Annotated in this window: 19 protein-coding genes; 10 read left to right on the top strand and 9 right to left on the bottom strand. The window is 72.1% G+C overall.

The features are described 5' to 3' along the window. The first annotated feature begins 70 nt into the window (after window positions 1-70). From thiE to ACWCQ6_RS01495, 3 genes are all read left to right on the top strand, one after another. The gene (thiE, locus tag ACWCQ6_RS01505; protein ID WP_451084727.1) at window positions 71-724 is read left to right on the top strand and encodes a thiamine phosphate synthase; all 654 of its coding nucleotides are present in this window, start codon (window positions 71-73) and stop codon (window positions 722-724) included. 101 nt (window positions 725-825) lie between these two features. Beyond that, a complete protein-coding gene (gene metF, locus ACWCQ6_RS01500; RefSeq protein ID WP_451084726.1) occupies window positions 826-1743 on the top strand; it encodes a methylenetetrahydrofolate reductase [NAD(P)H] in 918 nt (305 codons plus the stop codon). 50 nt (window positions 1744-1793) lie between these two features. After that, window positions 1794-2702: a hypothetical protein gene (locus tag ACWCQ6_RS01495; RefSeq protein WP_451084725.1), complete on the top strand. Its 909-nt coding sequence runs from the start codon at window positions 1794-1796 to the stop codon at window positions 2700-2702. A 40-nt stretch (window positions 2703-2742) separates the two neighbouring features. On the opposite strand, the gene ACWCQ6_RS01490 is transcribed toward ACWCQ6_RS01495, so the two are convergent. From ACWCQ6_RS01490 to ACWCQ6_RS01470, 5 genes are all read right to left on the bottom strand, one after another. Further along, the gene (locus ACWCQ6_RS01490; protein WP_451084724.1) at window positions 2743-4260 is read right to left on the bottom strand and encodes a phytoene desaturase family protein; all 1518 of its coding nucleotides are present in this window, start codon (window positions 4258-4260) and stop codon (window positions 2743-2745) included. 30 nt (window positions 4261-4290) lie between these two features. Then, on the bottom strand, window positions 4291-4908 hold the full coding sequence (locus tag ACWCQ6_RS01485) for a DUF4126 domain-containing protein (protein WP_451084723.1): 618 nt from the start codon (window positions 4906-4908) through the stop codon (window positions 4291-4293). Between the two features lie 366 nt (window positions 4909-5274). After that, window positions 5275-5886, bottom strand: a complete 612-nt coding sequence (locus ACWCQ6_RS01480; protein ID WP_329815393.1) for a TetR/AcrR family transcriptional regulator — start codon at window positions 5884-5886, stop codon at window positions 5275-5277. Between the two features lie 29 nt (window positions 5887-5915). Then, the gene (locus ACWCQ6_RS01475) at window positions 5916-8003 is read right to left on the bottom strand and encodes a YhgE/Pip family protein (RefSeq protein WP_451084722.1); all 2088 of its coding nucleotides are present in this window, start codon (window positions 8001-8003) and stop codon (window positions 5916-5918) included. Continuing rightward, window positions 7975-8766 (bottom strand): ATP-binding cassette domain-containing protein, encoded by a 792-nt coding sequence (locus ACWCQ6_RS01470; RefSeq protein WP_451084721.1) that lies wholly within the window; start codon window positions 8764-8766, stop codon window positions 7975-7977. The genes ACWCQ6_RS01475 and ACWCQ6_RS01470 overlap by 29 nt, the downstream gene beginning before the upstream one ends. A gap of 167 nt (window positions 8767-8933) precedes the next feature. Here ACWCQ6_RS01470 and ACWCQ6_RS01465 point away from each other — a divergent pair, with 167 nt between their 5' ends. From ACWCQ6_RS01465 to ACWCQ6_RS01455, 3 genes are all read left to right on the top strand, one after another. Beyond that, window positions 8934-9461, top strand: a complete 528-nt coding sequence (locus ACWCQ6_RS01465; RefSeq protein WP_451084720.1) for an SAV_6107 family HEPN domain-containing protein — start codon at window positions 8934-8936, stop codon at window positions 9459-9461. Between the two features lie 102 nt (window positions 9462-9563). Further along, a complete protein-coding gene (locus tag ACWCQ6_RS01460; protein ID WP_451084719.1) occupies window positions 9564-10322 on the top strand; it encodes a class I SAM-dependent methyltransferase in 759 nt (252 codons plus the stop codon). A gap of 293 nt (window positions 10323-10615) precedes the next feature. After that, on the top strand, window positions 10616-11008 hold the full coding sequence (locus ACWCQ6_RS01455; RefSeq protein ID WP_451084718.1) for a DUF3040 domain-containing protein: 393 nt from the start codon (window positions 10616-10618) through the stop codon (window positions 11006-11008). A 164-nt stretch (window positions 11009-11172) separates the two neighbouring features. Here the strand turns inward: ACWCQ6_RS01455 and ACWCQ6_RS01450 are convergent, their stop codons facing one another. The 4 genes from ACWCQ6_RS01450 to ACWCQ6_RS01435 form a co-directional block, all read right to left on the bottom strand. Beyond that, window positions 11173-13662 (bottom strand): transglutaminase TgpA family protein, encoded by a 2490-nt coding sequence (locus ACWCQ6_RS01450; protein ID WP_451084717.1) that lies wholly within the window; start codon window positions 13660-13662, stop codon window positions 11173-11175. Continuing rightward, complete coding sequence (locus ACWCQ6_RS01445) at window positions 13659-15035, bottom strand: DUF58 domain-containing protein (protein WP_451084716.1); 1377 nt, start codon at window positions 15033-15035, stop codon at window positions 13659-13661. Before ACWCQ6_RS01445 ends, ACWCQ6_RS01450 begins: the two co-directional genes overlap by 4 nt. Continuing rightward, window positions 15035-16084 carry an AAA family ATPase gene (locus ACWCQ6_RS01440; RefSeq protein ID WP_451084715.1) on the bottom strand — a complete coding sequence of 350 codons (1050 nt, stop codon included), beginning with the start codon at window positions 16082-16084 and terminating at the stop codon, window positions 15035-15037. The genes ACWCQ6_RS01445 and ACWCQ6_RS01440 overlap by 1 nt, the downstream gene beginning before the upstream one ends. 243 nt (window positions 16085-16327) lie before the next feature. Then, window positions 16328-16879 carry a beta-class carbonic anhydrase gene (locus tag ACWCQ6_RS01435; protein ID WP_451084714.1) on the bottom strand — a complete coding sequence of 184 codons (552 nt, stop codon included), beginning with the start codon at window positions 16877-16879 and terminating at the stop codon, window positions 16328-16330. Window positions 16880-17260: 381 nt separating this feature from the next. Here ACWCQ6_RS01435 and rsmH point away from each other — a divergent pair, with 381 nt between their 5' ends. Genes rsmH through ACWCQ6_RS01415 form a run of 4 tightly spaced genes read left to right on the top strand, consistent with a single transcriptional unit; the run spans window position 17261 to window position 22503 of the window. Then, complete coding sequence (gene rsmH, locus ACWCQ6_RS01430) at window positions 17261-18226, top strand: 16S rRNA (cytosine(1402)-N(4))-methyltransferase RsmH (RefSeq protein WP_451084713.1); 966 nt, start codon at window positions 17261-17263, stop codon at window positions 18224-18226. Window positions 18227-18275: 49 nt separating this feature from the next. After that, window positions 18276-18770 (top strand): FtsB family cell division protein, encoded by a 495-nt coding sequence (locus ACWCQ6_RS01425; protein ID WP_451084712.1) that lies wholly within the window; start codon window positions 18276-18278, stop codon window positions 18768-18770. Between the two features lie 4 nt (window positions 18771-18774). After that, the gene (locus ACWCQ6_RS01420; RefSeq protein WP_451084711.1) at window positions 18775-20757 is read left to right on the top strand and encodes a penicillin-binding transpeptidase domain-containing protein; all 1983 of its coding nucleotides are present in this window, start codon (window positions 18775-18777) and stop codon (window positions 20755-20757) included. An 18-nt stretch (window positions 20758-20775) separates the two neighbouring features. After that, window positions 20776-22503, top strand: coding sequence for a UDP-N-acetylmuramoyl-L-alanyl-D-glutamate--2,6-diaminopimelate ligase (locus ACWCQ6_RS01415; RefSeq protein ID WP_451084710.1), 1728 nt, complete (start codon window positions 20776-20778; stop codon window positions 22501-22503).

Below are 22503 nucleotides of genomic sequence, written 5' to 3'. Positions count from 1 at the left end.
CGCGCGGCCCGCGCCCCCGCACCGTCCGGCGCCGGCCGCTCCACGACGCTCTCCCAGGGGGAACCGCACCATGTCCACGCCTCGCGCGCTGCTGTCCGACGCCCGGCTCTATCTGTGCACGGACGCCCGCAGGCGCCAGGGCGACCTTCCCGCGTTCCTCGACGCCGTCCTCGCCTCCGGGGTGGACATCGTCCAGCTCCGCGACAAGGGCATGGAGGCGGCCGAGGAGCTCGACCACCTGGCCGTTCTCGCCGACGCGTGCCGGCGCCACGGCAAGCTCCTCGCGGTGAACGACCGGGCCGACGTCGCCCATGCCATCGGCTCCGACGTGCTCCACCTCGGCCAGGGGGACCTGCCGGTGCCCGCCGCCCGCGCCGTCCTCGGCGAGGGCGTGCTGATCGGCCGCTCCACCCACGCCCGGTCCGAGGTCGACGCGGCGGTCTCCCAGTCCGGCGTGGACTACTTCTGCACCGGCCCCTGCTGGCCCACCCCGACCAAGCCCGGACGGCACGCCCCGGGCCTGGACCTGGTGCGATACGCCGCCTCGCTCGACCAGCCGCGCCCCTGGTTCGCCATCGGCGGGATCGACGCCGGCAATCTCGACGAGGTGCTGGACGCCGGAGCGCGCCGGGTCGTCGTCGTACGGGCGATCACCGAGGCCGCCGACCCGGCCGCCGCCACCGCCGAGCTGGCCGGGAGGCTCCGGGCGCGCGCCGCGGAGTGATCCCGGCCAAAGTGTCCGAAGGATGGACAGATAATCGGTCAGTTCGGGCAATTCGTACTGGTCCGGCCCTTCGGTCGTCGTGCTCTGGTTAACCTGCCCGTATGGCCCTTGGCACACCATCCACCAGGACAGATCACGCGCGTACGGTGCGTGAGCTCCTCGCGACCGGCAAGACCTCGTATTCGTTCGAGTTCTGGGCGCCCAAGACCGAGAAGGGTGAGCGGAACCTCTGGAACGCGCTGCGCCGGGTCGAGGCGGTGCGGCCGAGCTTCGTCTCCGTGACCTACGGGGCCGGTGGCTCCACCCGGGCCGGGACGGTGAAGGCCACCGAGCAGATCGCGGCCGATTCCACCCTCACGCCGGTCGCCCACCTCACGGCGGTCAACCACTCCGTCGCCGAGCTGCGCAACATGATCGGGCAGTACGCGGACGCCGGGATCCGGAACATCCTCGCCGTGCGCGGAGATCCGCCGGGCGACCCGATGGGCGAGTGGGTCAAGCACCCGCAGGGTGTGCGGTACGCGGCCGATCTCGTGCGGCTCATCAAGGAATCCGGCGATTTCTGTGTCGGCGTCGCGGCATTTCCCGAGATGCACCCGCGCTCGACCGACTGGGACACCGACATCCGGCATTTCGTGGACAAGTGCCGCGCCGGCGCCGACTATGCGATCACCCAGATGTTCTTCAATCCGGAGGACTATTTGCGTATGCGTGACCGCGTGGTCGCTGCGGGTTGCGAAACCCCGATCATTCCCGAGGTCATGCCGCTGACCAGCGTCAAACAGCTGGACAGGTTTGCGCAGCTCAGCAACGCCTCTTTCCCCTCGTCCCTGAAAGAACGCATCCTCGCCGCCAAGGACGATCCCGCCGCTGTACGCTCCATTGGTATCGACTTCGCAACGCAGTTCTGCGCGAGGCTGCAGTCCGAGGGTGTGCCCGGACTGCACTTCATTACGCTCAACAACTCGACCGCGACGCTCGAAATCTACGAGAATCTCGGACTGCACAAGCAGTCGTGACCGGCCGTACCCGCCATGACCCGGGGCGGTGGCCGTAGGAGGGGGCGGGCATGGGCTGGACGGTCCTCTACATCGCGTTCGGAATCGTCGCGCTGTGGCTGCTCGGCGAGGTGCTTCTGCAGTACAAGGCGCGCCTTCGCTGGCGTCTGCTCGCGTTCGGCGGCTTCGGCTGTGTGGTTGTCGGCGTGCTGATTCCGTCGGTGTTCGTCATCGTCCTCGGCACGATCGCCTTCGCGACTGGCCAGACCTACGTCACGCTCTCCTTCCGGCGCGGCTTCTCCACCGGCTGGGCCATAGGGGGCAAGCCCGGTGCGAGCCGCCGTCGCCGGGGCGGCGACCGGGAGGGCCGCGGGCCCGCGCTCCAGGTGTCGGACCTGGAGATGGCGCCGCACGACGAGCAGGCCCCGCAGCGGGCGGACGCCGAGACTCCGGCGGCCGCGGTCTACGAGCCCGAGCCGCTGCCGGACGACACCGGGCAGTACGGCGTCTACTCCGACCATCACCGGTCGCAGCAGGAGGCGGGCCGGGCGGGGCACCAACAGCAGCCGCAGTACGCCGCGTACGACCCGTACCCCGCTCCCGCGTACGGGGCGCCGGGCCAGGATCCGTACGCCGGTCAGGACCCGCTCGCCGGGCAGTACGACTACGGCACCGAGCGGCAGCAGTACGCCGCGTACTCCGACCCGTACGTCGGGACCGGCACCGCCGGCGGTCCCGACCAGTACGACGCGTACGACAGCTACGGCAACGGCTACGACAGCTTCGGCGGCCGCCAGCAGGACGCCGACCCGTACGCTCAGCAGTACGCTTCCGAGACGCCGCCGGGCGGCGTCTGGGTGCCTCTGCAGCGCGAGGGCGAGCAGTACCCGGTCGCCCCGCCGGAGCCCGCCCGCCCGGCCCCGTACCCGAACGGCTACAACAACGGCAACGGGTACGACGAGCAGCAGTACCGCTACTGACGACGGGCGGGTGGCCGGGCCCGGCCACCCGCCCCGCGGGTCACTGGGAGCCCCGGAAGCCGTCGCCCTCCACGATCAGCCCGGCGACCAGCGCTCCCGACATACCCGCGTGGGCGAGCCCGCCGCCCGGGTGCGACCAGCCGCCCGCGGCGTAGAGCCCCGGCAGCCGGGTGTGATTGCCCGGGTGCAGATGTGCGCCACCCGCCCCGGCCAGCGCGGGCGCGGGCACCGAACCGCCCTCCGCGCCGGTGTCGGCGGCCGTTTCGGCCGGCGTCCGCACCTCGGCACGGAGCAGCCGCTCCCGTATCCCGGGCACGGCGGCGGCCGCCGCATCGATCAGCGCAGCGGCGCACCGCTCGCGCACCACCGGGTCCGTCCAGTCCACCGCTCCGTGCGGGGCTACCGTCGCCGTCAGCGTCACCGCCTCGTGCGCCTCGTCGGGGCGGGTCGAGGGGTCGTCCGGGCGCAGCACCGTCACCGTGGGGTGTTCGGCGAGCCTTCCGCCGAACACCGCCTCCCGCTCCGCCGCGCCGTCCTGCGGATGCACCAGCGTCCGGTGCACGGCATCCGCGGGCCGTGCGCCGCGCAGCGAGAGCAGGACCAGGAAGCGCCCCGGGACCACGCCTTGCCCCGGCCGGGGCTGCACCGCCACGTCCCCGTCCTGCCACAGCTCCTGACCGGGCACCAGCTCCGGCCGCGGCCGGATTCCCAGCACCACATGGCCGGCCTCGGCGACCGTGCCGTCCATGAGCTCGACGCCCGCCGCCCGGCCGTCCTTCTCGACGATCCTGGTCACCTCGGCGCCGAAGACGAACTCCACCCTCCGGGCCAGGCACCGCTCGTACACCGCCTGCGCCAGGGCCCGCATCCCGCCGGAGACGTACCAGCTGCCGAACGTCTCCTCCATGTACGGCAGCAGGGCCGCCGCCGCCGGGGCGCGCAGCGGATCGAGCCCGTACGACAGGGCGTATCCGTCGAGGAGCGCGGCCAGCCGGGGGTCCGCCAGCTCCCACGCGCCGACTTCCGCGACCGTGCCCGCCTGCCGGGCGGAGCGCAACAGGCGGCGCTGCCGGAGCGCCGGATACGGATCACGGCCCAGCACCTGCCAGTCGGAGCGCAGCGGCTCCTCCAGGAGCGGACGCCGGGACCGGTCCCAGGCATCGCGCGCCCGGTCCAGGAACTCGCCCCAGGCCGCCCCCGCACCGCCGCCGAGCGCGCCGTCCAGTGCGGAGACGACCCCGGCCCGTGAGGCGTTCGGCAGCGAGACCGCCGTGCCGTCGGCGAACAGATGGCGGCTCGCCGGATCGACCTGCGTCATGGTGACGCACCGCTCCAGCGGCTCCTTGCCGGTCTTCACGAACAAGTCGCGGTAGACGGCGGGCAGATGCAGCAGCGCCGGGCCGGTGTCGAAGGCGAAACCCTCATGGGCATACCGGCCGACCGAACCGCCGAAGGTCTCCGACCGCTCGTACACCGTCACCCGGTGGCCTGCCACGGCGAGCCGGGCGGCCGCCGCCATCGCGCCCATCCCGGCGCCGATCACCGCAATACGTGCCATGGCAGTGACCCTAGCGGCCACCACCGACAGTCACTCCGCCGGCCAGTGCGAACCCGTCCCGGCCAGGCGTTTCTCCTCCCGTCGCTGAGCCCTGCGGCGCAGATGACGGCGGATTCTGGAGGCCAGGAAGGCCACTGTGACGATGCCCAGCAGCAACAGCGTCCCCGCGATGACCGCGGCCACCACCGGATGGAATATCGCGAAGGTGACGATCCCGGCGACACCCAGGTCCTCCGCGATGCTCACCACGACATTGCTGAACGGCTCGGGGGAGGAGTTGACCGCCATTCTGGTGCCCGCCTTCACCAGATGGCTCATCAGCGCGGTGGAACCGCCCACCGCCGCGGCAGCGAGCTGCTGCAGCGAACCGCTCTCGCCGGCCAGCAGCGCGGCCACGACGGCACCGGCGACCGGTCTGATGACGGTGTGCACCGAGTCCCAGACCGAGTCCACGTACGGGATCTTGTCGGCCACCACCTTGCACAGGAAGAGAACGCCGGCCACCACGAGGACATCGGTGCGCTGCAGCGACGCGGGCACCTCGTCGGCCAGGCCGGTCGCACCGAAGACACCGAGCAGCAGGACCACCGCGTAGGCGTTGATCCCGCTCGCCCAGCCGCTTGTGAACACCAGGGGGAGTACGGACACGGGCGCGATCGTAACCAGATGGAGCAGCGCCCGGGGCCGGGTCGGGTGCACAGCTCTGAGTATCCGTACCTAGGGGAAGAGATGAGTAGGTGCGCGGATGGGCTTCCACTTGTGCGGGCGGGAGAGTGGAGCGCACGGAGAGGGACGCGGCTCCGCACCGCCGGCACGGGGCGGCGGAACGGTCGCGGCGCTCGCTCCGCATGGGGGGAGCACGAAGGAGGGCCCGGGGGACCGCACGGGGGGATCGAAGGTCACGGGGGAAGGCTCTCCGGCAGTACGGAAGACGCCGGTCCGGCGCAGGCTCGGGGGGATCGAGCCTCACCGGACCGGCGTTTTTCTGCGTTGCCGGGCCCTGGTCCCGGACGGTCAGCGCCCGCTGACCCGCCCGTGCAGGAGCAGCGAGAGTGCCGAGTGCACATCGTCGATCGAACGTTCCGGCTGGAATGCCTGCCAGTCCAGGGCCGCCACCAGGACCATGCCGACGAGTGCGGCGGCCGTCAGCGGGATGTCGATCTCCTCGCTGAGCTCACCGTTGCCCACACCCTCGCGCAGCACCCCCTCGACCACCGCGACGGCCTCCTGACGTACCACCAGAAGGGTTCCCTGCCAGGCCCGGTTGGTGCGCCACAGCTCGGCGACGTACAGCTGGGTGAAGGCCGGATAGCGGTCGATGAAGACCAGACCGGCCCGGATCATCGCGTCCAGGGCCTCGACCCGGGTGCCGCCGCGCTCCCCGGTCTCCTCGGCCGCGGTGCGCAGTGAGGCCGTGAGCAGGCCGACGCCGTGGCGCAGCAACTCCTCGAAGAGCTCGGTCTTGCTCTTGAAGTTGTAGTAGACCGTGCCCTTGGCGACGCCGGCGCGCTCGGCGATCTCGTCCACCGTGGTCGCCGAGAAGCCCTTCTCCGCGATGAGGGTCACGGCCGCCTCGTAGAGCTTCTGCCGGGTGGCCCGGCGACGCGTGGTGCTACTGCTTTCCATGCCTCCGATTCTCACAGGTTCCGGCGTGCTCACAGGCTCAGCTCCGGGTGGAGCCGGTCCAGGGTCCACACCTGCTTGCGGCGCGCGGCCACCGCGGTCAGCGCGAGCGCCCCCGCCGTGAAGGCCAGCAGCACCGCACTGCCCTGCCAGACCGGGCCCAGGCCGCCGCCCGTGATCAGCCGGCGCAGCCCCTCGACGATGTAACTCATCGGCAGGTAGGGGTGGATCGCGTTGAAGAACCCGGGGCTGGTCTCGACGGGGTACGTTCCCCCGGCCGAGGTCAGCTGGAGCATCAGCACCGCCAGTACGAGAATCCGTCCCGCGGCGCCGAACCGGGCGTTCAGCCACTGCACGATCGCCGCGAAGCAGCAGGTCACCAGCGCCAGGAAGCCGACCGTCCCGGCGGCACGGGTCATCTGCAGACCGAGCCCCCAGTGCAGTACGGACATCAGGGCGGCCACCTGGAGCAGACCGATCGCGGCCACCGGCAGCCAGCCCGCGAAGGCGATCCGCCAGGCGGAGGCCCCGGCGGCGAGCGCGCGCCGGTTGAGCGGCTGGATCAGCATGTAGGCCACCATCGCGCCGACCCAGAGGGAGAGCGGGATGAAGTAGGGCGCGAAACCCGTGCCGTAGTTGGGGGCCGTGTGCAGAGACTGGGAGGCCAGCCGCACCGGGTCGGCCATGACTCCGGTACGGGCGTCGCGGTCCTTCTTGTCGTAGTCGGGGATCTCGCCGACGCCGTCGTTGAGTCCCTGGGCGAGGGTGGTCGAGCCGTCGCTGAGCCGGATCAGCGCGCCGTCCAGATTCGCCGCGCCCTTCTTGAGGTCGCCCACGCCGCTGTTCAGGTCGGCGGAGCCGGTCCTGGCCGTGGCCAGGCCGGTGTGCAGGTCGTCGGCCCCCTTCGCGACCTTGTGGGCGCCGGTGTTGAGCGCGTTGACCTGCTTGACGGCGGATTCCAGGTCCTCGTCCAGGTGCGGCGCGCGCTCGGCCAGGTCGTCGGCCTGCCGCTGAAGGGTGGTCAGCTGGGTGCGCAGCTTCTTCAGATCACCGTTCTGGCCGGTGACCAGTGCGTTGACGTCGTCGGCCACGTCGGCGACGTCGGACGCCGCGGTCCTGGCGCGCTCCAGCGGCGGGCAGACGGTGGAGTCGGGGACCGGCTCTTCCGTGCAGCTCGTGCGGTAGACCTCGGCCAGGTCGTCGGAGGCGGTGCGGGCGGCGGTGGCCGCGGTGGGCGCGGCCTTCACCAGCAGGTCGAGGTTGTCCCGCACGGTCTTCGAGGAGTCGGAGACCAGCCGGGCGGTGTCGCCGATCGACTTGCCGTTGTCCTTCAGGAACGGGCGGACGTCCCCGGCCACCCCGTTCACCTTGTCGGCGAGCAGCTGGGTGCCCTCGGCCACCTGCCGGGAGCCGGTTTCGAGGTCGCTCGCGCCCTTGTCCAGCTTGGCGATGCCGCCGGCCAGCTCGCTGCTTCCGGCCTTGGCGTCCTTCAGCCCGTCCGCGAGGTCCTGCGAGCCCTTCGTGGCCTTGCCGATGCCGCCCTTGAGGTCGTCGGCGCCCTTGGCGGCTTTCGCCGTTGCGTCGTGGAGGTCGGAGAAGCTGATGAAGATCCGGTCGTAGAAGCCGCGCGAGGTGGTGGTCGATGCGGCGGTGCGCACCTCGGAGAAGACCGAGCGGGAGATCTGCCCGACGATGTAGTTGTTGGCGTCGTTGGTCTGCACCTGGAGGGCGCCGGCTTCGGGGGAGTCGCCCGAACTGGACGCGATCCGCTTGCTGAAGTCCGAAGGCATGGTGAGCGAGAGGTAGTACGTGCCGTCCTCGACCCCCTTGTCGGCCTCGGCGGAACTCACCTCGTGCCAGTCGAAGACCTTGGAGTCCAGCAGCTTGCCGGTGATCTCGTCACCGGCCGCGACGTGCTTGCCGGCCGCGGTGGCGCCCTTGTCGTTGTTGACCAGTGCGACGGGGATCTTGTCGAGGCGGCCGTACGGGTCCCAGAAGGACCACAGATACAGGGCGCCGTACAGCAGGGGCAGGAGCAGCAGCGCGACCAGTGCGGCGCGCGGAAGTTTTCCCCGGCCGAAACGCTTGAGCTCAAGCGCGGCCAGTCTCGGCGAACGCATCGGCCGTTCCTTCCTCGGTCGTGGTTTCCCCGGTCGTGGTGCTCGCGGCAGCGCCGTCTGCGTCGTCCGTGTTCTCCGTATGCAGCGTGATCGCGTCTTCGGGTGCCTGGCTGCAGACGGCGAGCACGGTCGTGCCGCTGTCTGCGACGGACCGCAGCAGTCCCCAGGCCTCGGCGCGTTCGGGGTCGGAGAGCTTGAGATCGGTGTCGTCCACCGCGAGCAGCCGGGGGGTGCCGATCAGCGCGAGGGCGACGGAGAGCCGCAGCGCCTCCAGCCGCTCCAGATCGCGTACGGATGTCCGCCCGGCCTTGGGCAGAGTGGCGGGATCGAGCCCGGCGGCGTCCAGCGCCGCGTCGATCCGGGCCCGGGTGGCGGCGACCCGCTCGGCACGCGGGCGCAGCAGGGCGCGCAGCGAGCCGTCGAAGCGGCGCTGGAGCAGGGCCCGCTCGCGCAGGTGCTCGTCGACGGTGAAGGCAGGGTCCAGCTCGCTGACGCCGGGGACCGGGCCCAGTGCGGCGATGCGGCGCACGGCGGCCATCTTGCGCGGCAGACGCAGCCCGCCGACCTTCGCCTGGCCCTCGGTGGGGCGCATCCGGCCGGTGAGAGCGAGCAGCAGGCAGGTGCGGCCCGAGCCGGACGGGCCCTCGATCGCCACCATCGAGCCGGGTCCCGCATCGATGCCCAGGCCCCGGAAGGCCCAGCCGCGCGGCCCCTTGAGGCCGAAATTCTCGGCGATGACGGATGCCCCGTACGGGCTTTCCACAGGCCCTCCCCTTATTTTGAACTGACCAGTCAGTTCAAAAAGGTAGCCCGAACCTGCGAACGAAGCAAAAGCGCAGGTCAGGGGGGATTCGGGTCGATTGTCAGTGGTGCCCCTCACGATGGATACATACGGCCACGGAGCCGTTACACGAGACAGGAGGTTTCGTCATGGCCCACTCGTCCGCAGCAGCCGCACCCCGGCGCCGCGCAGACGGCCCTGCCCCCTCACTGACCGGCCCGGCAAGCGATGTCCACCCCGTTCTGCGCCGCACCACGGCGCCGCCCGCCGCCCTCGACCTGCTCGCGAAGGCCCGCGTCGGCCTCGACGAGGCCGCCGTTCTCGATGCGCCGAACGAGCGGTATGCCACCGCCCACCTCGCAGCGCTGCGTACTGCGGCCGCGGTGCTCGCCGCGCGGGGCCGCCCGGAGACGTCCAGGCGGCGCCGGGAGCGCATCCGCAGTGCCTGGGAGGTCCTGCCCGAAATAGCTCCCGAGCTGACCGAGTGGAGCGCTCTGTTCGCCTCCGGCGCCCGCCGCAGGGCCCGTGCCGAAGCCGGTATCCCCGGTGCGGCCAGTCGGCGGGACGCCGACGACCTGCTGCGTGACGCGGCGATGTTCCTGCGTCTGGTCGAGCGGCTGCTGGTGCTCCAGCCGGTGCTCCCGCAGGCCAGAAGGGAGCGGTCCGACGAGGGATGACGGCAGCGGCGGCGCGAGGCAATAGGGTGGACAGCGCTCGTACCACCTGCACTGTTCACGCTCCGCCGTCAGAGGCGGCGCCGTGTCGAGGAGTCATCTGCCGTGTCGGACCAGCTGCGCCCCCGCGCCTCCCTCCGTACCGCCGTGGTCTGGGAGGTCCTCAAGGACGCCCTCGACCGGCGGGTGAAGGCGACCGGCAGGGGCGCCCTGGACGTCCTGGACACCGGCGGCGGCACCGGCAACTTCGCGGTGCCCGTCGCCCGTCTCGGCCACCGCGTCACCGTCGTCGACCCCAGTCCCAACGCGCTCTTCGCGCTGGAGCGCCGCGCAGCCGAGGCCGGGGTCGCCGACCGGGTCCGCGGCGTCCAGGGCGACATCCACGGCCTGTTCGAGGTGGTCGAGCGCGGTGGGTACGACGCGGTCCTGTGCCACGGCGTCCTGGAGTACGTGGACGACCCCGCCGAGGGCGTGCGCAACGCGGTGGCGGCGCTCCGGCCGTCCGGTGCGCTCAGCCTGCTCGCCGCCGGGCTCGGCGGTGCCGTCCTGGCACGGGCGCTCGCCGGTCACTTCACCGAGGCCCGGCAGGCGCTCGGCGACCCGGCGGGCCGCTGGGGCGAGGGTGACCCGATGCCCCGGCGCTACACCGCGGAGCAGCTCACCGAGCTGGTCTCCGGGGCCGACATCGAGGTCGGCGCGGTCCACGGCGTACGGGTCTTCGCCGACCTGGTGCCGGGCGTCCTGGTGGACACGGAGCCCGGTGCCATGGAGGCCCTGCTCAAGCTGGAGGCTGCCGCGGCCGAACTGCCCGCCTTCCACTCGGTCGCGACGCAGTTGCACGTGCTGGGCACGAAGCGCGTCTGAGCGCGAGCCGGTCCGGTCCGGCGCTCCGGACGCAGCACGGCTGATCAGCGGCGCAGCGGCAGACGGAGTACGCACCAGGCCCCCCGATCGGGCGCTTCGCCCCGTATGATCGGGGGACACCATCCGGCATGACGGATCGGAGGCTGGGGAATCAACGCCTCAGCAGCTGAGCCGTTGTGGCGGCCCGGACTGGTTGATGGGCAAGAAGGCGGGTTTCACGGGGGCGATTCCCTGCCTATCCTGGAAGGGCCGCATACCGGCCGCCCCCCGCGGCCGACGACGAGGAGGACTCCGTGCCGCTCTCGGAGCACGAGCAGCGAATGCTCGAGCAAATGGAGCGAGCGCTGTACGCCGAAGATCCCAAGTTCGCGACAGCGCTCGAGGGAAGCGGGCTGCGTACGTACACCCGGCGACGGGTCTACCAGGCGGTCGCAGGCTTCCTTGTGGGTATCGCGCTCCTCATGGCCGGAATGGTCGCCCAGCTCATCTGGATCAGCGTGGTGGGTTTTCTCGTCATGCTGGGCTGTGCGGTCCTTGCGGTCACTGGTTGGCGCAAGGCGCCCAAACCGGGCGAGCATCCGGCGGCCGGAGGCGTCGGCGAGCGCGCTCGGCCCAGGCAGCGCCGGACCGTGATGAACCGCATCGAGCAGCGGTGGCAGCGCCGCCGCGACGAGCAGGGCCAGTAGGCCCTCGGACACACTTGGATGAGGGGCGGCCGCGACTTCGCGGCTGCCCCTCATGCGTGCGCTGCACAGGCCACCACGGGCGGCCACCCGCCCGGCCTCCTCGCGGGCGTAACCCTCGCGAGCGGCTTTCCCGCAAGCCTTCGCGAGGGTCACGCCCCGGTCGGTCACCCCTGCGGCCGCGACGGCCGCCGCAGCAGGCTCGCCCACCGGTCCTGGCGCCGGAGCGCCGTCCAGCCGCCGGTGACTGCCGCCCACCGGTCCGAGGCCGCCCAGATCACCCGAATGGCCGAGCGCGGTGCCACGACGGCCCGGATCCGGGTGAGCCGGTCGGCAGAGGCCCGCAGACCGGCTCGTACCGTCTCCACGTCCTCGGCCAGCCCGGTGCCCGGCCGGGGCTCGGGGGCGTAGAGAACCTGCTCCACCGCGCCGGCGATCCGGTGCACCGCGGCGGCCGCATCGGGTCCGAGCCGTCCCAGCCGGACCACCCGGGCCGCCGCCTTGCGCGGGGTCCGGGAGTCGTCCGGCTCGATTCCGTGGTCCCAGGCCGTGTCGGTGATCTCCTGCCAGGCTGCGAGCGTGCCGGACGTCGCGCGCACCGGTGCGCGGCCCGGTTCGGTGCTGTGGTCCAGGCCGGTGCCGGTGGTGTACCGCCCGGTGGGCGGCGTACGCCCGGTGGAGAGACCCATCCTGCGCCTGCGGGTCCGGAGCCGCCAGAGCAGCGGCAGCAGCGGCAGCGCGAGGACCACCACGGCGAGCAGGACCAGACCGACGACGGTGCCCGCCGGCGTCCCGGGGGCCTTTGGCGTCGTCGCCCCGGGCGCCGCCGTGCTGCCGCACTCGCCCTGCTTGCGCATCTGCGCCGGGCAGTTGTCCGGGGCGGACGGCGCGACCGAAGGAGCCGCCGAGGATTCCTTCTCCGGCAGAGCCGGGGCGTTCGTGTCGCCCGAGGGGACGGCCTGCTGGGTGTACGACGGGGTGCTGCCCCGCGTCGGAGTCGGCTCGAAGCGGGTCCACCCGACGCCCTCGAAGTAGAGCTCGGGCCAGGCATGCGCGTCGCGCAGCCCCACCGAGACCGAACCGTCCGACTGTCCGGTGCCGGGCGTGAAGCCCACCGCGACCCGGGCCGGAATGCCCAGCGTCCGAGCCATCGCGGCCATCGCGAAGGAGAAGTGGACGCAGAAGCCCTGCTTGTCCTTGAGGAACCGGCTGATCGCCGCGCTTCCGGTGCCCGAGTTCACCGAGGTGTCGTAGGTGAAGCCGCCGTCCGAGGCGAAGTAGTCCTGCAGCTTCACCGCCTGCTCGTAATCGTTGGCGGCGCCCTGGGTCACCCTGTCCGCGGTCTCCTCGACCACCTTCGGCAGGGAGGCGGGTACGCGGGTGTACTCGCGTCGCAGGGCGGCCGGCGCGGGGCCCGCCGCGGCGAGCTGCTCGGCGGTCGGCTCGACCACCAGACTGGAGACCTGGTACTGCGCACCGCGGGTCGTCTCCCCGCGGTCACCGACGAGCGTCCGCCCCTCCGGTTCGTACCGCCAGCGCCCGTTGATCCTGACCTCGGTCGCCGGGTAGGGGAGCGGCAGATAGGTCTGCTGGTAGGAGCCGGAGGCGGAGACGTTTGTCTTGATCTCCGTGACCGCCACGTCCGGGCCGAGGCCCGCCGGATCGGGGAGCCGCTTCGGCACGTCTCTCAGACGGCGCGTGGAGGGCCGCCACTCGCTCCCGTTGAACTGGTCCAGGGCCAGAATCCGCAGATAGAAGTCCTGCGGGGCGCCGGAATTGGTGCGGTAGGACATCACCTGCCGGTTCTCCGGCTGGTTCAGATTGTCCTGCAGCGAGACCAGCGGGTTCACCGCGGAGATGGTGCCGCCGCCGCCCTTGCCGTTCCCGCCGCCGCCCGTACCGGCCAGCAGTCCGCCGTCGAGTGCCGGCAGCGCCGCCGGGACGACCAGCGAGACGCCCAGTGCCAGCGCGCCGATGCGGCGCCCGGTGCGGACCGGGGCCGTCGGCCGCCCGCTCGAAAGCGCCGCACCGACCGCCGGGCCCCCCGGGGACCTGGCGGCCCCGCCGCTGAAGACCCGCCCCCACTGGGAGAGCCGGTCCCGGCCCTCGGCCAGCAGAAGCAGCAGATAGCCGGTGGCCGCCAGCAGGAACCAGAGCCAGTCCGCCCCGCCCTCGGACAGCCCCGCGGCCACCGAGTAGAGCGCGAGGAGCGGCAGACCGGCCGGGGCCGCGCTGCGGAACGTCACCGCGAGGGCGTCCACCGCCAGCCCGACCAGCAGCACACCGCCGATCAGCATCAGCCGGATACCGTCCGTCACGGGCGCCGGAGCGGCATACCTTCCGACGTCCTCGGCGCCCGAAGTCAGCAGATGCGCGAGCCGCTGGACGGCCTCCGGGCCGGGCAGCAGACCGGCCACCGCCTGCTGCCCGGCGAAGACCACCGTCAGCACGACCAGCGTGACCAGCGCCTGCGCCGCGACAATCAGCACACGGGGCACGGGCGCCCGGCGGACGAGCGCCCCCGTCCCGCTCTGGACCGCCAGCAGGAACGCGGCCTGCAGGATCCACCCGGCCGGCTCGACCAGCGGCAGCATCGCGGCCGCCGCCATCAGTGTCGCCGCAAAGGCGCAGAGCGCCAGCCGACCACGACTGCTCATGACCATCCCCCGGAGAAACCTGTCGTGCCGTCAGCGGCGCCGCCCGCCGCCACGTCCTGGTGCCCCGCCTGCTGCCAGTAGCGGGAAAGGCCGGTCCCGGGCGCCACCGCCACAGCCGTCCAGCCCGATTCCCGCAGCAGCCGCAGTCGCCGCTCGGACGCCTCCCGCGCCCCCGCGCGCGGGACATCGCCCTGCACCCGGTCCGCGCTGTCCAGTACGAACGCGACGGCGCCGCCGCTGCGCTGCCGCATCCGTGCCGCCACCGCCGCCTGCTCCTCGTCCAGATCACCGAAGAAGGCGATCAGCAGCCCTTCGTTGCCCCCGCGCAGCACGTCGTACGCGCGCGACAGGCCGCTGCCGTCGGAGTGGTCGACCACCGCCAGGGTGTCCAGCATCAGCCCCGCGGATTCGGCGGACTCCTGAGTCGATCCGGCGAAACCGCCGGCGCCCTCGCCGGGGACCACGTTGCCGTCGTCGGTCAGCAGCCGGACGGCGAAGCCCCGCTCCAGCATGTGCGTCAGAGCGGACGCGGCCCCGGACACCGCCCACTCGAAGGCGGAGTCGGGCCCCGCCCCCTGGTAGGCGATCCGCCGGGTGTCCAGCAGCACCGTGCACCTGGCCCGCTGCGGCTGCTCCTCGCGGCGCACCATCAGCTCGCCGTAGCGCGCGGTCGAGCGCCAGTGGACCCGGCGCAGATCGTCGCCGTGCCGGTAGCCGCGCGGGATCACGTCGTCGTCACCGGCCAGTGCCAGTGAACGCTGTCGTCCCTCGCCGTACCCCGGGGCCTCGCCGGCCAGCCGCACCGGCGGCAGCGGCTCGGTCCGCGGAATGACGACGAGGGTGTCATGGGCGCTGAACGAACGGGTCAGCTCGCACATCCCGAACGGATCGCTCAGCCGCAGCTGCAACGGCCCGAGCGGATAGCGCCCGCGCAGATCCGACCGCACCCGGTAGGACACCTCGCGGCTGCCGCCCGCCTCCACCCGGTCCAGCACGAACCGGGGCCGCGGGCCGAGCACATAAGGCACCCGGTCCTGGAGCATCAGCAGCCCGGTCGGCATCCGCGATACGTTCTCCATCCGCAGATGGACCCGGGCCTCGGTGCCCGCCGGGACCCGGGACGGCGTGAGCCGCCGGGTGCCCGCGACCCGGTAGCGGGTGCGCATGAGCACCACCGCACAGACCAGCGGCAGCACCGCGAGCAGCAGCCCGACCCGCAGCAGATCCGCCTGGCCGAGCACATAGGCGCAGATCGCCGCGGCGATCCCGGCAGCCAGAAAGGACCGCCCACGGGTGGTCAGCCCGCTCAGAGCGGCCCGCAGACCGCCCTTCTCGTCGCCGTCGTCCATCGCGGCCGGCCCCCCGGCGGTCATCACACCCGCCGCGCGCCGGGCTGCTGCCGGCCGTACGCCGGACGGGCCGGCCGGTGCTGCGGCTGCACCTGGGTGACGCCGCCGTTCGCGGTCGGGACCGGAGTCTGCCGGAGGATCTCCAGCACGACCTGCTCGGCGGTACGACGGTTGAGCTGGGCCTGGGCCGTCGGCAGCAGCCGGTGCGCGAGCACCGCGACCGCCAGCGCCTGTACATCGTCCGGCAGGCAGTAGTCCCTGCCGCTCAGCGCCGCGGAGGCCTTCGCCGCGCGCAGCAGATGCAGGGTGGCCCGGGGCGAGGCGCCGAGCCGGAGATCGGGATGGCTGCGGGTGGCCCCGACGAGCTCCACCGCGTACCGCCGCACGGCGTCCGCCACATGGACCGTCCGCACCGCGTCGATCAGCTTCACGATCTCGTGCGCGTGCGCCACCGGCTGAAGGTCGTCCAGTGGCGAGAGACCACCGTGCACATCGAGCATCTGCAGCTCGGCCTCCGCGGTCGGATAGCCGATCGACACCCGTGCCATGAACCGGTCGCGCTGGGCCTCGGGCAGCGGATAGGTGCCCTCCATCTCCACCGGGTTCTGGGTGGCCACCACCATGAACGGGTCGGGCAGCTCGTAGCTGTGCCCGTCGATGGTGACCTGGCGCTCCTCCATGGACTCCAGCAGCGCCGACTGGGTCTTCGGCGAGGCGCGGTTGATCTCGTCGCCGATCACGATCTGGGCGAAGATCGCGCCCGGCTTGAATTCGAAGTCGCGCCGCTGCTGGTCGAAGATGGACACACCGGTGATGTCCGAGGGCAGCAGGTCCGGCGTGAACTGAATCCGCCGCACCGAGCAGTCGATGGACCGTGCCAGCGCCTTGGCCAGCATCGTCTTGCCGACTCCGGGGACATCCTCTATGAGGAGATGCCCCTCGGCCAGCAGTACGGTCAGCGAAAGCCGTACGACCTCGGGCTTGCCCTCGATCACGCTCTCCACCGACCTGCGCACCCGCTCCGCAGTCGTGGTCAGATCTGTGAGGCTCGCTCGATCGTCATAGGTCGTCACCCGGCCCTCCTCGGCCCTGCCCCACGCTCACCAGGAGCAGGGGATACCCCATTCACGGGCCGACGCGCACACAGCGGTCCGGCCCACCCCGAAACACGGACACCCCTTCCGGACACGTCCGGCGGGATGCCACACGGGCATTCTTGTTGCCGTTACCGCTTCGTGTCACTTGCCTGTGGACAAGTGGGGGCAAAATGCCGGATTCGGCGGTTTTTTCGGTTCGGGAGGGCGGGATCCGGCCGGTCAGGAGGCGGGGAGGATCTCCCGCAGCAGACCGGTGGTCACATCGAAGACGAAGCCACGGACGTCGTCCGTGTGCAGCAGGAACGGCGAGGTGCGTACGCGCTGCATCGACTGGCGTACGTCCTGGTCGGCGTCCGTGTACGCCTCGACCGCCCAGACCGGACGCTGGCCGACCTCGGCCTCCAGCTCCTGGCGGAATTCCTCGGTGATCGATTCCAGGCCGCAGTTGGTGTGATGAATGAGGATGACGCTGCGCGTGCCGAGGGCCCGCTGGCTGATGGTCAGCGAACGGATCACGTCGTCGGTGACCACGCCGCCCGCGTTGCGGATGGTGTGGCAGTCGCCGAGCGCCAGGCCGAGCGCGTCGTGCAGGTCGAGCCGGGCATCCATGCAGGCGACCACGGCGACGCGCAGCACCGGCTTGGCGTCCATGCCCGGGTCTTCGAAATCGGCGGCGTACCGGACGTTCGCCTCGACCAGGCGGTCGGTGACCGTTTCTCCGGGGCGGGCCGGGGCGGCGAGCCCGGCGGGGGATTGCGCGGAAGTCGACATGGCTATGACGTTATCCTCCGCCCCCGCGTTCGGCGTGCTGTGAGAAGGGACAAAGAACGTCAACGAGACTTGTTGTGAGCTAACCCACAAGCCTCACAGACGTGCGTCCGGGCGGGTGGGCGGGGGGCGGGGCGACGCGCAGCCGGGTTGATTGATCGGGAATCGATCGAATGGCAGGGTGGACTAAAGTGACGGGAAGTTACCGACACCCTGCACATTCCGTAGATTTCCCCTGTGTGTGCGGCGTACGTACGGGCCCGGCCCTCTCCCGCTCGCCGGTCGGCCGGCGCTCCTTCCCCGGCGCCTGCCGACCTCCCCTTCTGAGCGGGCGGGGACCAGGCCGTACGTGCGGCCACACGGGACCTGAGCCTGAGAGGGCGCATGAGCCAGACCCGACACGTCCCGGTGATGCTCCAGCGGTGCCTGGACCTGTTGGCCCCGGCTCTGGAGGCGCCGGGCCCGCAGGCGCCCGTGGTCGTCGACTGCACCCTCGGCCTCGGCGGCCACAGCGAGGCGCTGCTCTCCGCCTTCCCCTCCGTACGGCTGATCGGGCTGGACCGGGACAGGGAGGCGCTGCGGCTCTCCGGCGAGCGGCTCGCCCCGTACGGCGACCGGGCCACTTTGGTGCACGCGGTCTACGACGAACTGCCCGAGGTGCTCGACAGGCTCGGCGTTCCGAAGGTCCAGGGCGTCCTGTTCGACCTCGGTGTCTCCTCCATGCAGTTGGACGAGGCCGACCGCGGATTCGCGTACGCCCAGGACGCCCCGCTCGACATGCGGATGGACCAGACGACCGGCATCGGCGCGGCCGAGGTGCTCAACACCTATCCGCCGGGCGAGCTGGTCCGGATCCTGCGGGCGTACGGCGAGGAGAAGCAGGCCAAGCGGATCGTCTCGGCAATCGTGCGCGAGCGCGAGAAGGAGCCGTTCAGCAACAGCGCCCGGCTCGTCGAGCTGATCCGCGACGCGCTGCCCCAGGCCGCCAAGCGCACCGGCGGCAACCCCGCCAAGCGGACCTTCCAGGCGCTGCGCATCGAGGTCAACGGCGAGCTCGCCGTCCTGGAGCGGGCCATTCCGGCCGCCGTGCAGAGCCTCGCGGTCGGCGGCCGCATCGCCGTGCTCTCGTACCACTCGCTGGAGGACCGGCTGGTCAAGCAGGTGTTCGCGGCGGGCGCCGCCACCACGGCGCCGCCCGGACTGCCGGTCGTCCCCGAGCGCTACCAGCCCCGGCTGAAGCTGCTGACCCGCGGCGCGGAACTGCCCACGGAGGAGGAGGTCGCCGAGAACCGGCGTGCCGCCCCCGCCCGGCTGCGCGGCGCGCAGCGGATCCGCGAGGAGGAACGATGAGCGTCCGGCGTCCGGGGAGCCGGAAACCGGCGGCTTCCGGGGCAGCGCGGTGAGCAGGCCGGCAGGGCAGTTGAAAGGGCGGGCCGCGCGGCTCGCCCGGCTGATGCCGTCCGGGCCCAGCAACGCGGCCCGTACCCCCTTCGTCCTGCTGGTCGTCGTGCTGCTCGGCGGCGGCCTGATCACGCTCCTGGTGCTCAACTCGGCTCTCAACGAAGGGTCGTTCCGGCTGAGCGAGCTGAAGAAGCGGACCACCGAGCTCACCGACGAGCAGCAGGCCCTCCAGCGCGACGTCGACAACTACTCCAAGCCGGACGCCCTGGAGCGGCGCGCCCGCGAGCTGGGCATGGTGCCCGGCGGCAGCCCCGCCTTCCTGAACCCGGACGGCACGGTCCGCGGCGTACCCTCCGAGACCACCGCCGAGCCCGTCCCGGCCCCGTCCGAGCCGAAGAGCAGTACGCCGGCGGCGCCCCCTGCCACCGCCCCGGCCCCGCCCGCCGGGCCGCGTACCTCGGCAGATCAGCCCTCGACGAGCCCCGGCAGGTGACGCAGTGCCGCCCAAGGATCCACCGCGCCGCCGGGTTCCCGGCCCCGCGCGCCCGCGCAGCGCCGCAGGCGGGCAGGGGCGCCCGAGGCCGGCGGCCCGCCGCCCGTCCTCCCCGGCACGACGCCCCCACCCGTCCCGCGGCCGGACCGCGCGCCCGCTGCGGCTCGGCAACCCGCGCCCCCGGCTCCGCCTGGTCAGCGTCGCCCTGACCCTCGTCATGCTGGTGTTCGTCGTCCGGCTGCTCCAGGTCCAGGCCGTCGACGCCAGCGCGTACGCGGCCAAGGCCAAGGAGAACCGCTACCTCAGCTACACGATCTCCGCCGAGCGCGGCGAGATCACCGACCGCAGCGGGATCGCCCTGGCCACCAGCGTCGACGCGTACAACATCACCGCCGACCCCTCGATGTTCACGCCCGAGTTCAGCAAGGCCCCGGACGCGCCCCAGCAGGCGGCGGCGCTCCTCGCCCCGATCCTGGGCACCGACGCCACCGAGCTGACCCGGAAGCTGTCCCGGAAGGGCCGCTACGTCGTCCTGGCCCGCCGCCAGACCCCGCAGGTCTGGAACCAGATCAAGGACCTCAAGTCCGTCTTCGCCGAGAAGGCGAGCAAGGACCGGGCGAGCGGCGGCCCGGGGGCCAATGTGCTTGCCGGGGTCTTCCAGGAGGCGACCACCAAACGGGTCTACCCCAACGGGGGGCTCGCCGCCGGGATACTGGGCTACGTGAACGCCGACGGCAAGGGCGCGGGCGGCCTCGAATCGCAGCTGGACAAGGAGCTCGCGGGCGAGGACGGCCGGATCAGGTACGCCCAGGCGGGCGGCCGGCGGGTGCCCACCGCGGGCACCGAGGAGGTCCCGGCCGTTCCCGGGGCCGACATCGAGCTGACCCTCGACCGCGACATCCAGTGGGCCGCCCAGAAGGCCATCACCGACCAGGTGAAGAAGTCCAAGGCCGATCGCGGCTACGTCGTCGTGCAGAACGCCCGGACCGGCGAGGTCCTCGCCATGGCCAACGCGCCCGGCTTCGACCCCAACGACCTCTCTCAGGCCGACGCGGCCTCGCTGGGCAATGCGGCCCTCCAGGACGTCTACGAGCCCGGCTCCACCAGCAAGGTCATGTCCATGGCCGCCGTGCTGGAGGAGGGGGTCGCCACCCCGGGCACCCATGTCACCGTCCCCAACCGGCTGCACCGCGGCGACCGGCTCTTCAAGGACGACATCGACCACCCCACCTGGTACCTCACGCTCAACGGGGTACTCGCCAAGTCCAGCAACATCGGCACCATCCTGGCCACCGGCGAACTGGGCAGGACCCAGGCCGAGGCCAACAAGGTCCTCTACTCCTACCTGCGCAAGTTCGGCATCGGCTCGCCGACCGGGCTCGGCTACCCGGGTGAGACCTCCGGCATCCTTGCCAAGCCCGAGGACTGGTCGACCTCTCAGCAGTACACGATCCCGTTCGGCCAGGGCCTCTCGCTCAACGCCATGCAGGCCGCCTCCATCTACTCGACGATCGCCAACGACGGGGTCCGCGTCGCGCCCACGCTGGTACGCGGCACCAGAGAGGCCGACGGCCGCTTCAAGGCCGCCGACCCGCCCGAGCGGACCAGGGTGGTCAGCGCGAAGACCGCCAAGTCGCTCGCCGCCATGCTGGAGTCGGTGGTCGGCGACGAGGAGGGCACCGGAACGAAGGCCAGGATCCCGGGCTACCGGGTGGCGGGCAAGACCGGTACGGCCAACCGGGTCGACCCGGTACACGGCGGCTACCACGGCTACACCGCGTCCTTCGCGGGCTTCGCCCCCGCCGACAACCCGCAGATCACCGTCTACTGCGCGATCCAGAACCCGACCAAGGGCAGCTACTTCGGCGGCCAGATCTGCGGACCGATCTACAAGCAGGTCATGGAGTTCGCGCTCAAGACCCTCCAGACCCCACCGTCCGGCAGCGGGCCAGCCCGGCTGCCGGTGTCCTTCGATCCCGGCGAGTGAACTCGGGGAAATCATCCAGTGACAACCATCACGCCCGATCCCGGGAACCGGAACGGGAACCACCGGAACCCCGGCCCCTCACTTCGCGAGAGGCCGGGTGCGCCCGGTACGCTCACCGCCGTGCCCCACGCTGATCAGTTCCAAACCACCCAGAAGGCCGCCCCTGTGAACTACCCGGGAGCGCCCCGCCCGGACCGGATCGGACCGACCTCGCTCGGCGAACTTGCGGCCCGGCTGGGAGTCGAGCCGCCGGGAACCGGAGAAGTCACCGGCATCACCCACGACTCGCGGGCGGTACGACCCGGCGACGTCTACGCGGCCCTGCCGGGCGCCCGCCTCCACGGCGCCGACTTCGTGGCCCAGGCGGCCGGTCTCGGCGCGGCGGCGATCCTCACCGACCCGGCGGGCGCCGAGCGCGCCGCGGCCACCGGACTCCCGGTGCTGGTCACCGAGGACCCGCGCGGCCGGATGGGCGAGCTCGCCGCCGAGATCTACGGGCGGCCCGGCGCCGGCCTCCTCCAGATCGGCATCACCGGAACCTCCGGCAAGACCACCACCGCCTACCTGATCGAGGGCGGCTTCCGCGGCGCCGGGCGCGCCACCGGGCTCATCGGCACCGTGGAGACGCGGATCGGCGACGAGCGCATCAAGTCCGAGCGCACCACCCCCGAAGCCACCGATCTGCAGGCCCTGTTCGCCGTCATGCGCGAGCGCGGCGTCGACTCGGTGACCATGGAGGTCTCCAGCCACGCCCTGGTGCTCGGCCGGGTCGACGGCTGCGTCTTCGATGTCGCGGTCTTCAACAACCTCAGCCCGGAACACATGGAGTTCCACTCCGGGATGGAGGACTACTTCCAGGCCAAGGCACAGCTCTTCACCCCGCGGCGCAGCAGGCGGGGCGTCGTCAACTTCGACGACGAATACGGCCGCAGGCTGATCGGCGAGGCGTCCGTCCCGGTCGTCACCTTCTCCGCCGAGGGCCACCCGGACGCCGACTGGCGAGCCGAGAACGTCGAGACCGGGCCGCTCGGCTCGACGTTCACCGCCATCGGTCCCCAGGGCGAGCGGATCGCCGCCAGGGCCCCGCTGCCCGGCCCGTTCAACGTCGCCAACACCCTCGCGGCGATCGTCACGCTCGCCGTCGCGGGCATCGACCCGCAGACCGGGGCCGACGGCGTCGCGGCCGTTCCGGGCGTACCCGGCAGGCTGGAGCGGGTCGACGCCGGACAGCCGTATCTCGCGGTCGTCGACTACGCGCACAAGACCGACGCCGTCGACTCCGTGCTGCGCTCCCTGCGGAAGGTCACCAAGGGCAGGCTGCACATCGTCCTCGGCTGCGGCGGTGACCGCGACACGACCAAACGCGGCCCGATGGGCGCCGCCGCGGCCCGCCTCGCCGACACCGCCGTACTGACCTCCGACAACCCCCGTTCCGAGGACCCCCTCAAAATCCTCGCCGCAATGCTCGCGGGCGCCGCCGAGGTGCCCGTCGACGAGCGGGGCGACGTCCTGGTCGACGCCGACCGGGCCGCCGCCATCGCCGCCGCGGTCGCCCGCGCCGAGCCCGGTGACACCGTGCTGATCGCCGGCAAGGGCCACGAGCAGGGCCAGGACATCCACGGCGTGGTACGCCCCTTCGACGACCGCGTGGTCCTGCGCGCGGCCATCGAGCGCTCCACGGGGCACGAGCGCACCAAGAGCTCCGACCACCGCGCCCACACCCACGAGAACAACAGTCAGGGATGA

The sequence above is a fragment of the Streptomyces sp. NPDC001880 genome (assembly GCF_053594575.1).
This window is presented reverse-complemented; position numbering and strand designations above follow the sequence as displayed.

Bases quoted from the DNA above. Each gene is read 5' to 3' on its own strand.
- thiE (WP_451084727.1), top strand. From the start codon at position 71: ATGTCCACGCCTCGCGCGCTGCTGTCCGACGCCCGGCTCTATCTGTGC.
- metF (WP_451084726.1), top strand. From the start codon at position 826: ATGGCCCTTGGCACACCATCCACCAGGACAGATCACGCGCGTACGGTG.
- ACWCQ6_RS01495 (WP_451084725.1), top strand. From the start codon at position 1,794: ATGGGCTGGACGGTCCTCTACATCGCGTTCGGAATCGTCGCGCTGTGG.
- ACWCQ6_RS01490 (WP_451084724.1), bottom strand. From the start codon at position 4,260: ATGGCACGTATTGCGGTGATCGGCGCCGGGATGGGCGCGATGGCGGCG.
- ACWCQ6_RS01480 (WP_329815393.1), bottom strand. From the start codon at position 5,886: ATGGAAAGCAGTAGCACCACGCGTCGCCGGGCCACCCGGCAGAAGCTC.
- ACWCQ6_RS01475 (WP_451084722.1), bottom strand. From the start codon at position 8,003: ATGCGTTCGCCGAGACTGGCCGCGCTTGAGCTCAAGCGTTTCGGCCGG.
- ACWCQ6_RS01465 (WP_451084720.1), top strand. From the start codon at position 8,934: ATGGCCCACTCGTCCGCAGCAGCCGCACCCCGGCGCCGCGCAGACGGC.
- ACWCQ6_RS01450 (WP_451084717.1), bottom strand. From the start codon at position 13,662: ATGAGCAGTCGTGGTCGGCTGGCGCTCTGCGCCTTTGCGGCGACACTG.
- ACWCQ6_RS01445 (WP_451084716.1), bottom strand. From the start codon at position 15,035: ATGACCGCCGGGGGGCCGGCCGCGATGGACGACGGCGACGAGAAGGGC.
- ACWCQ6_RS01435 (WP_451084714.1), bottom strand. From the start codon at position 16,879: ATGTCGACTTCCGCGCAATCCCCCGCCGGGCTCGCCGCCCCGGCCCGC.
- rsmH (WP_451084713.1), top strand. From the start codon at position 17,261: ATGAGCCAGACCCGACACGTCCCGGTGATGCTCCAGCGGTGCCTGGAC.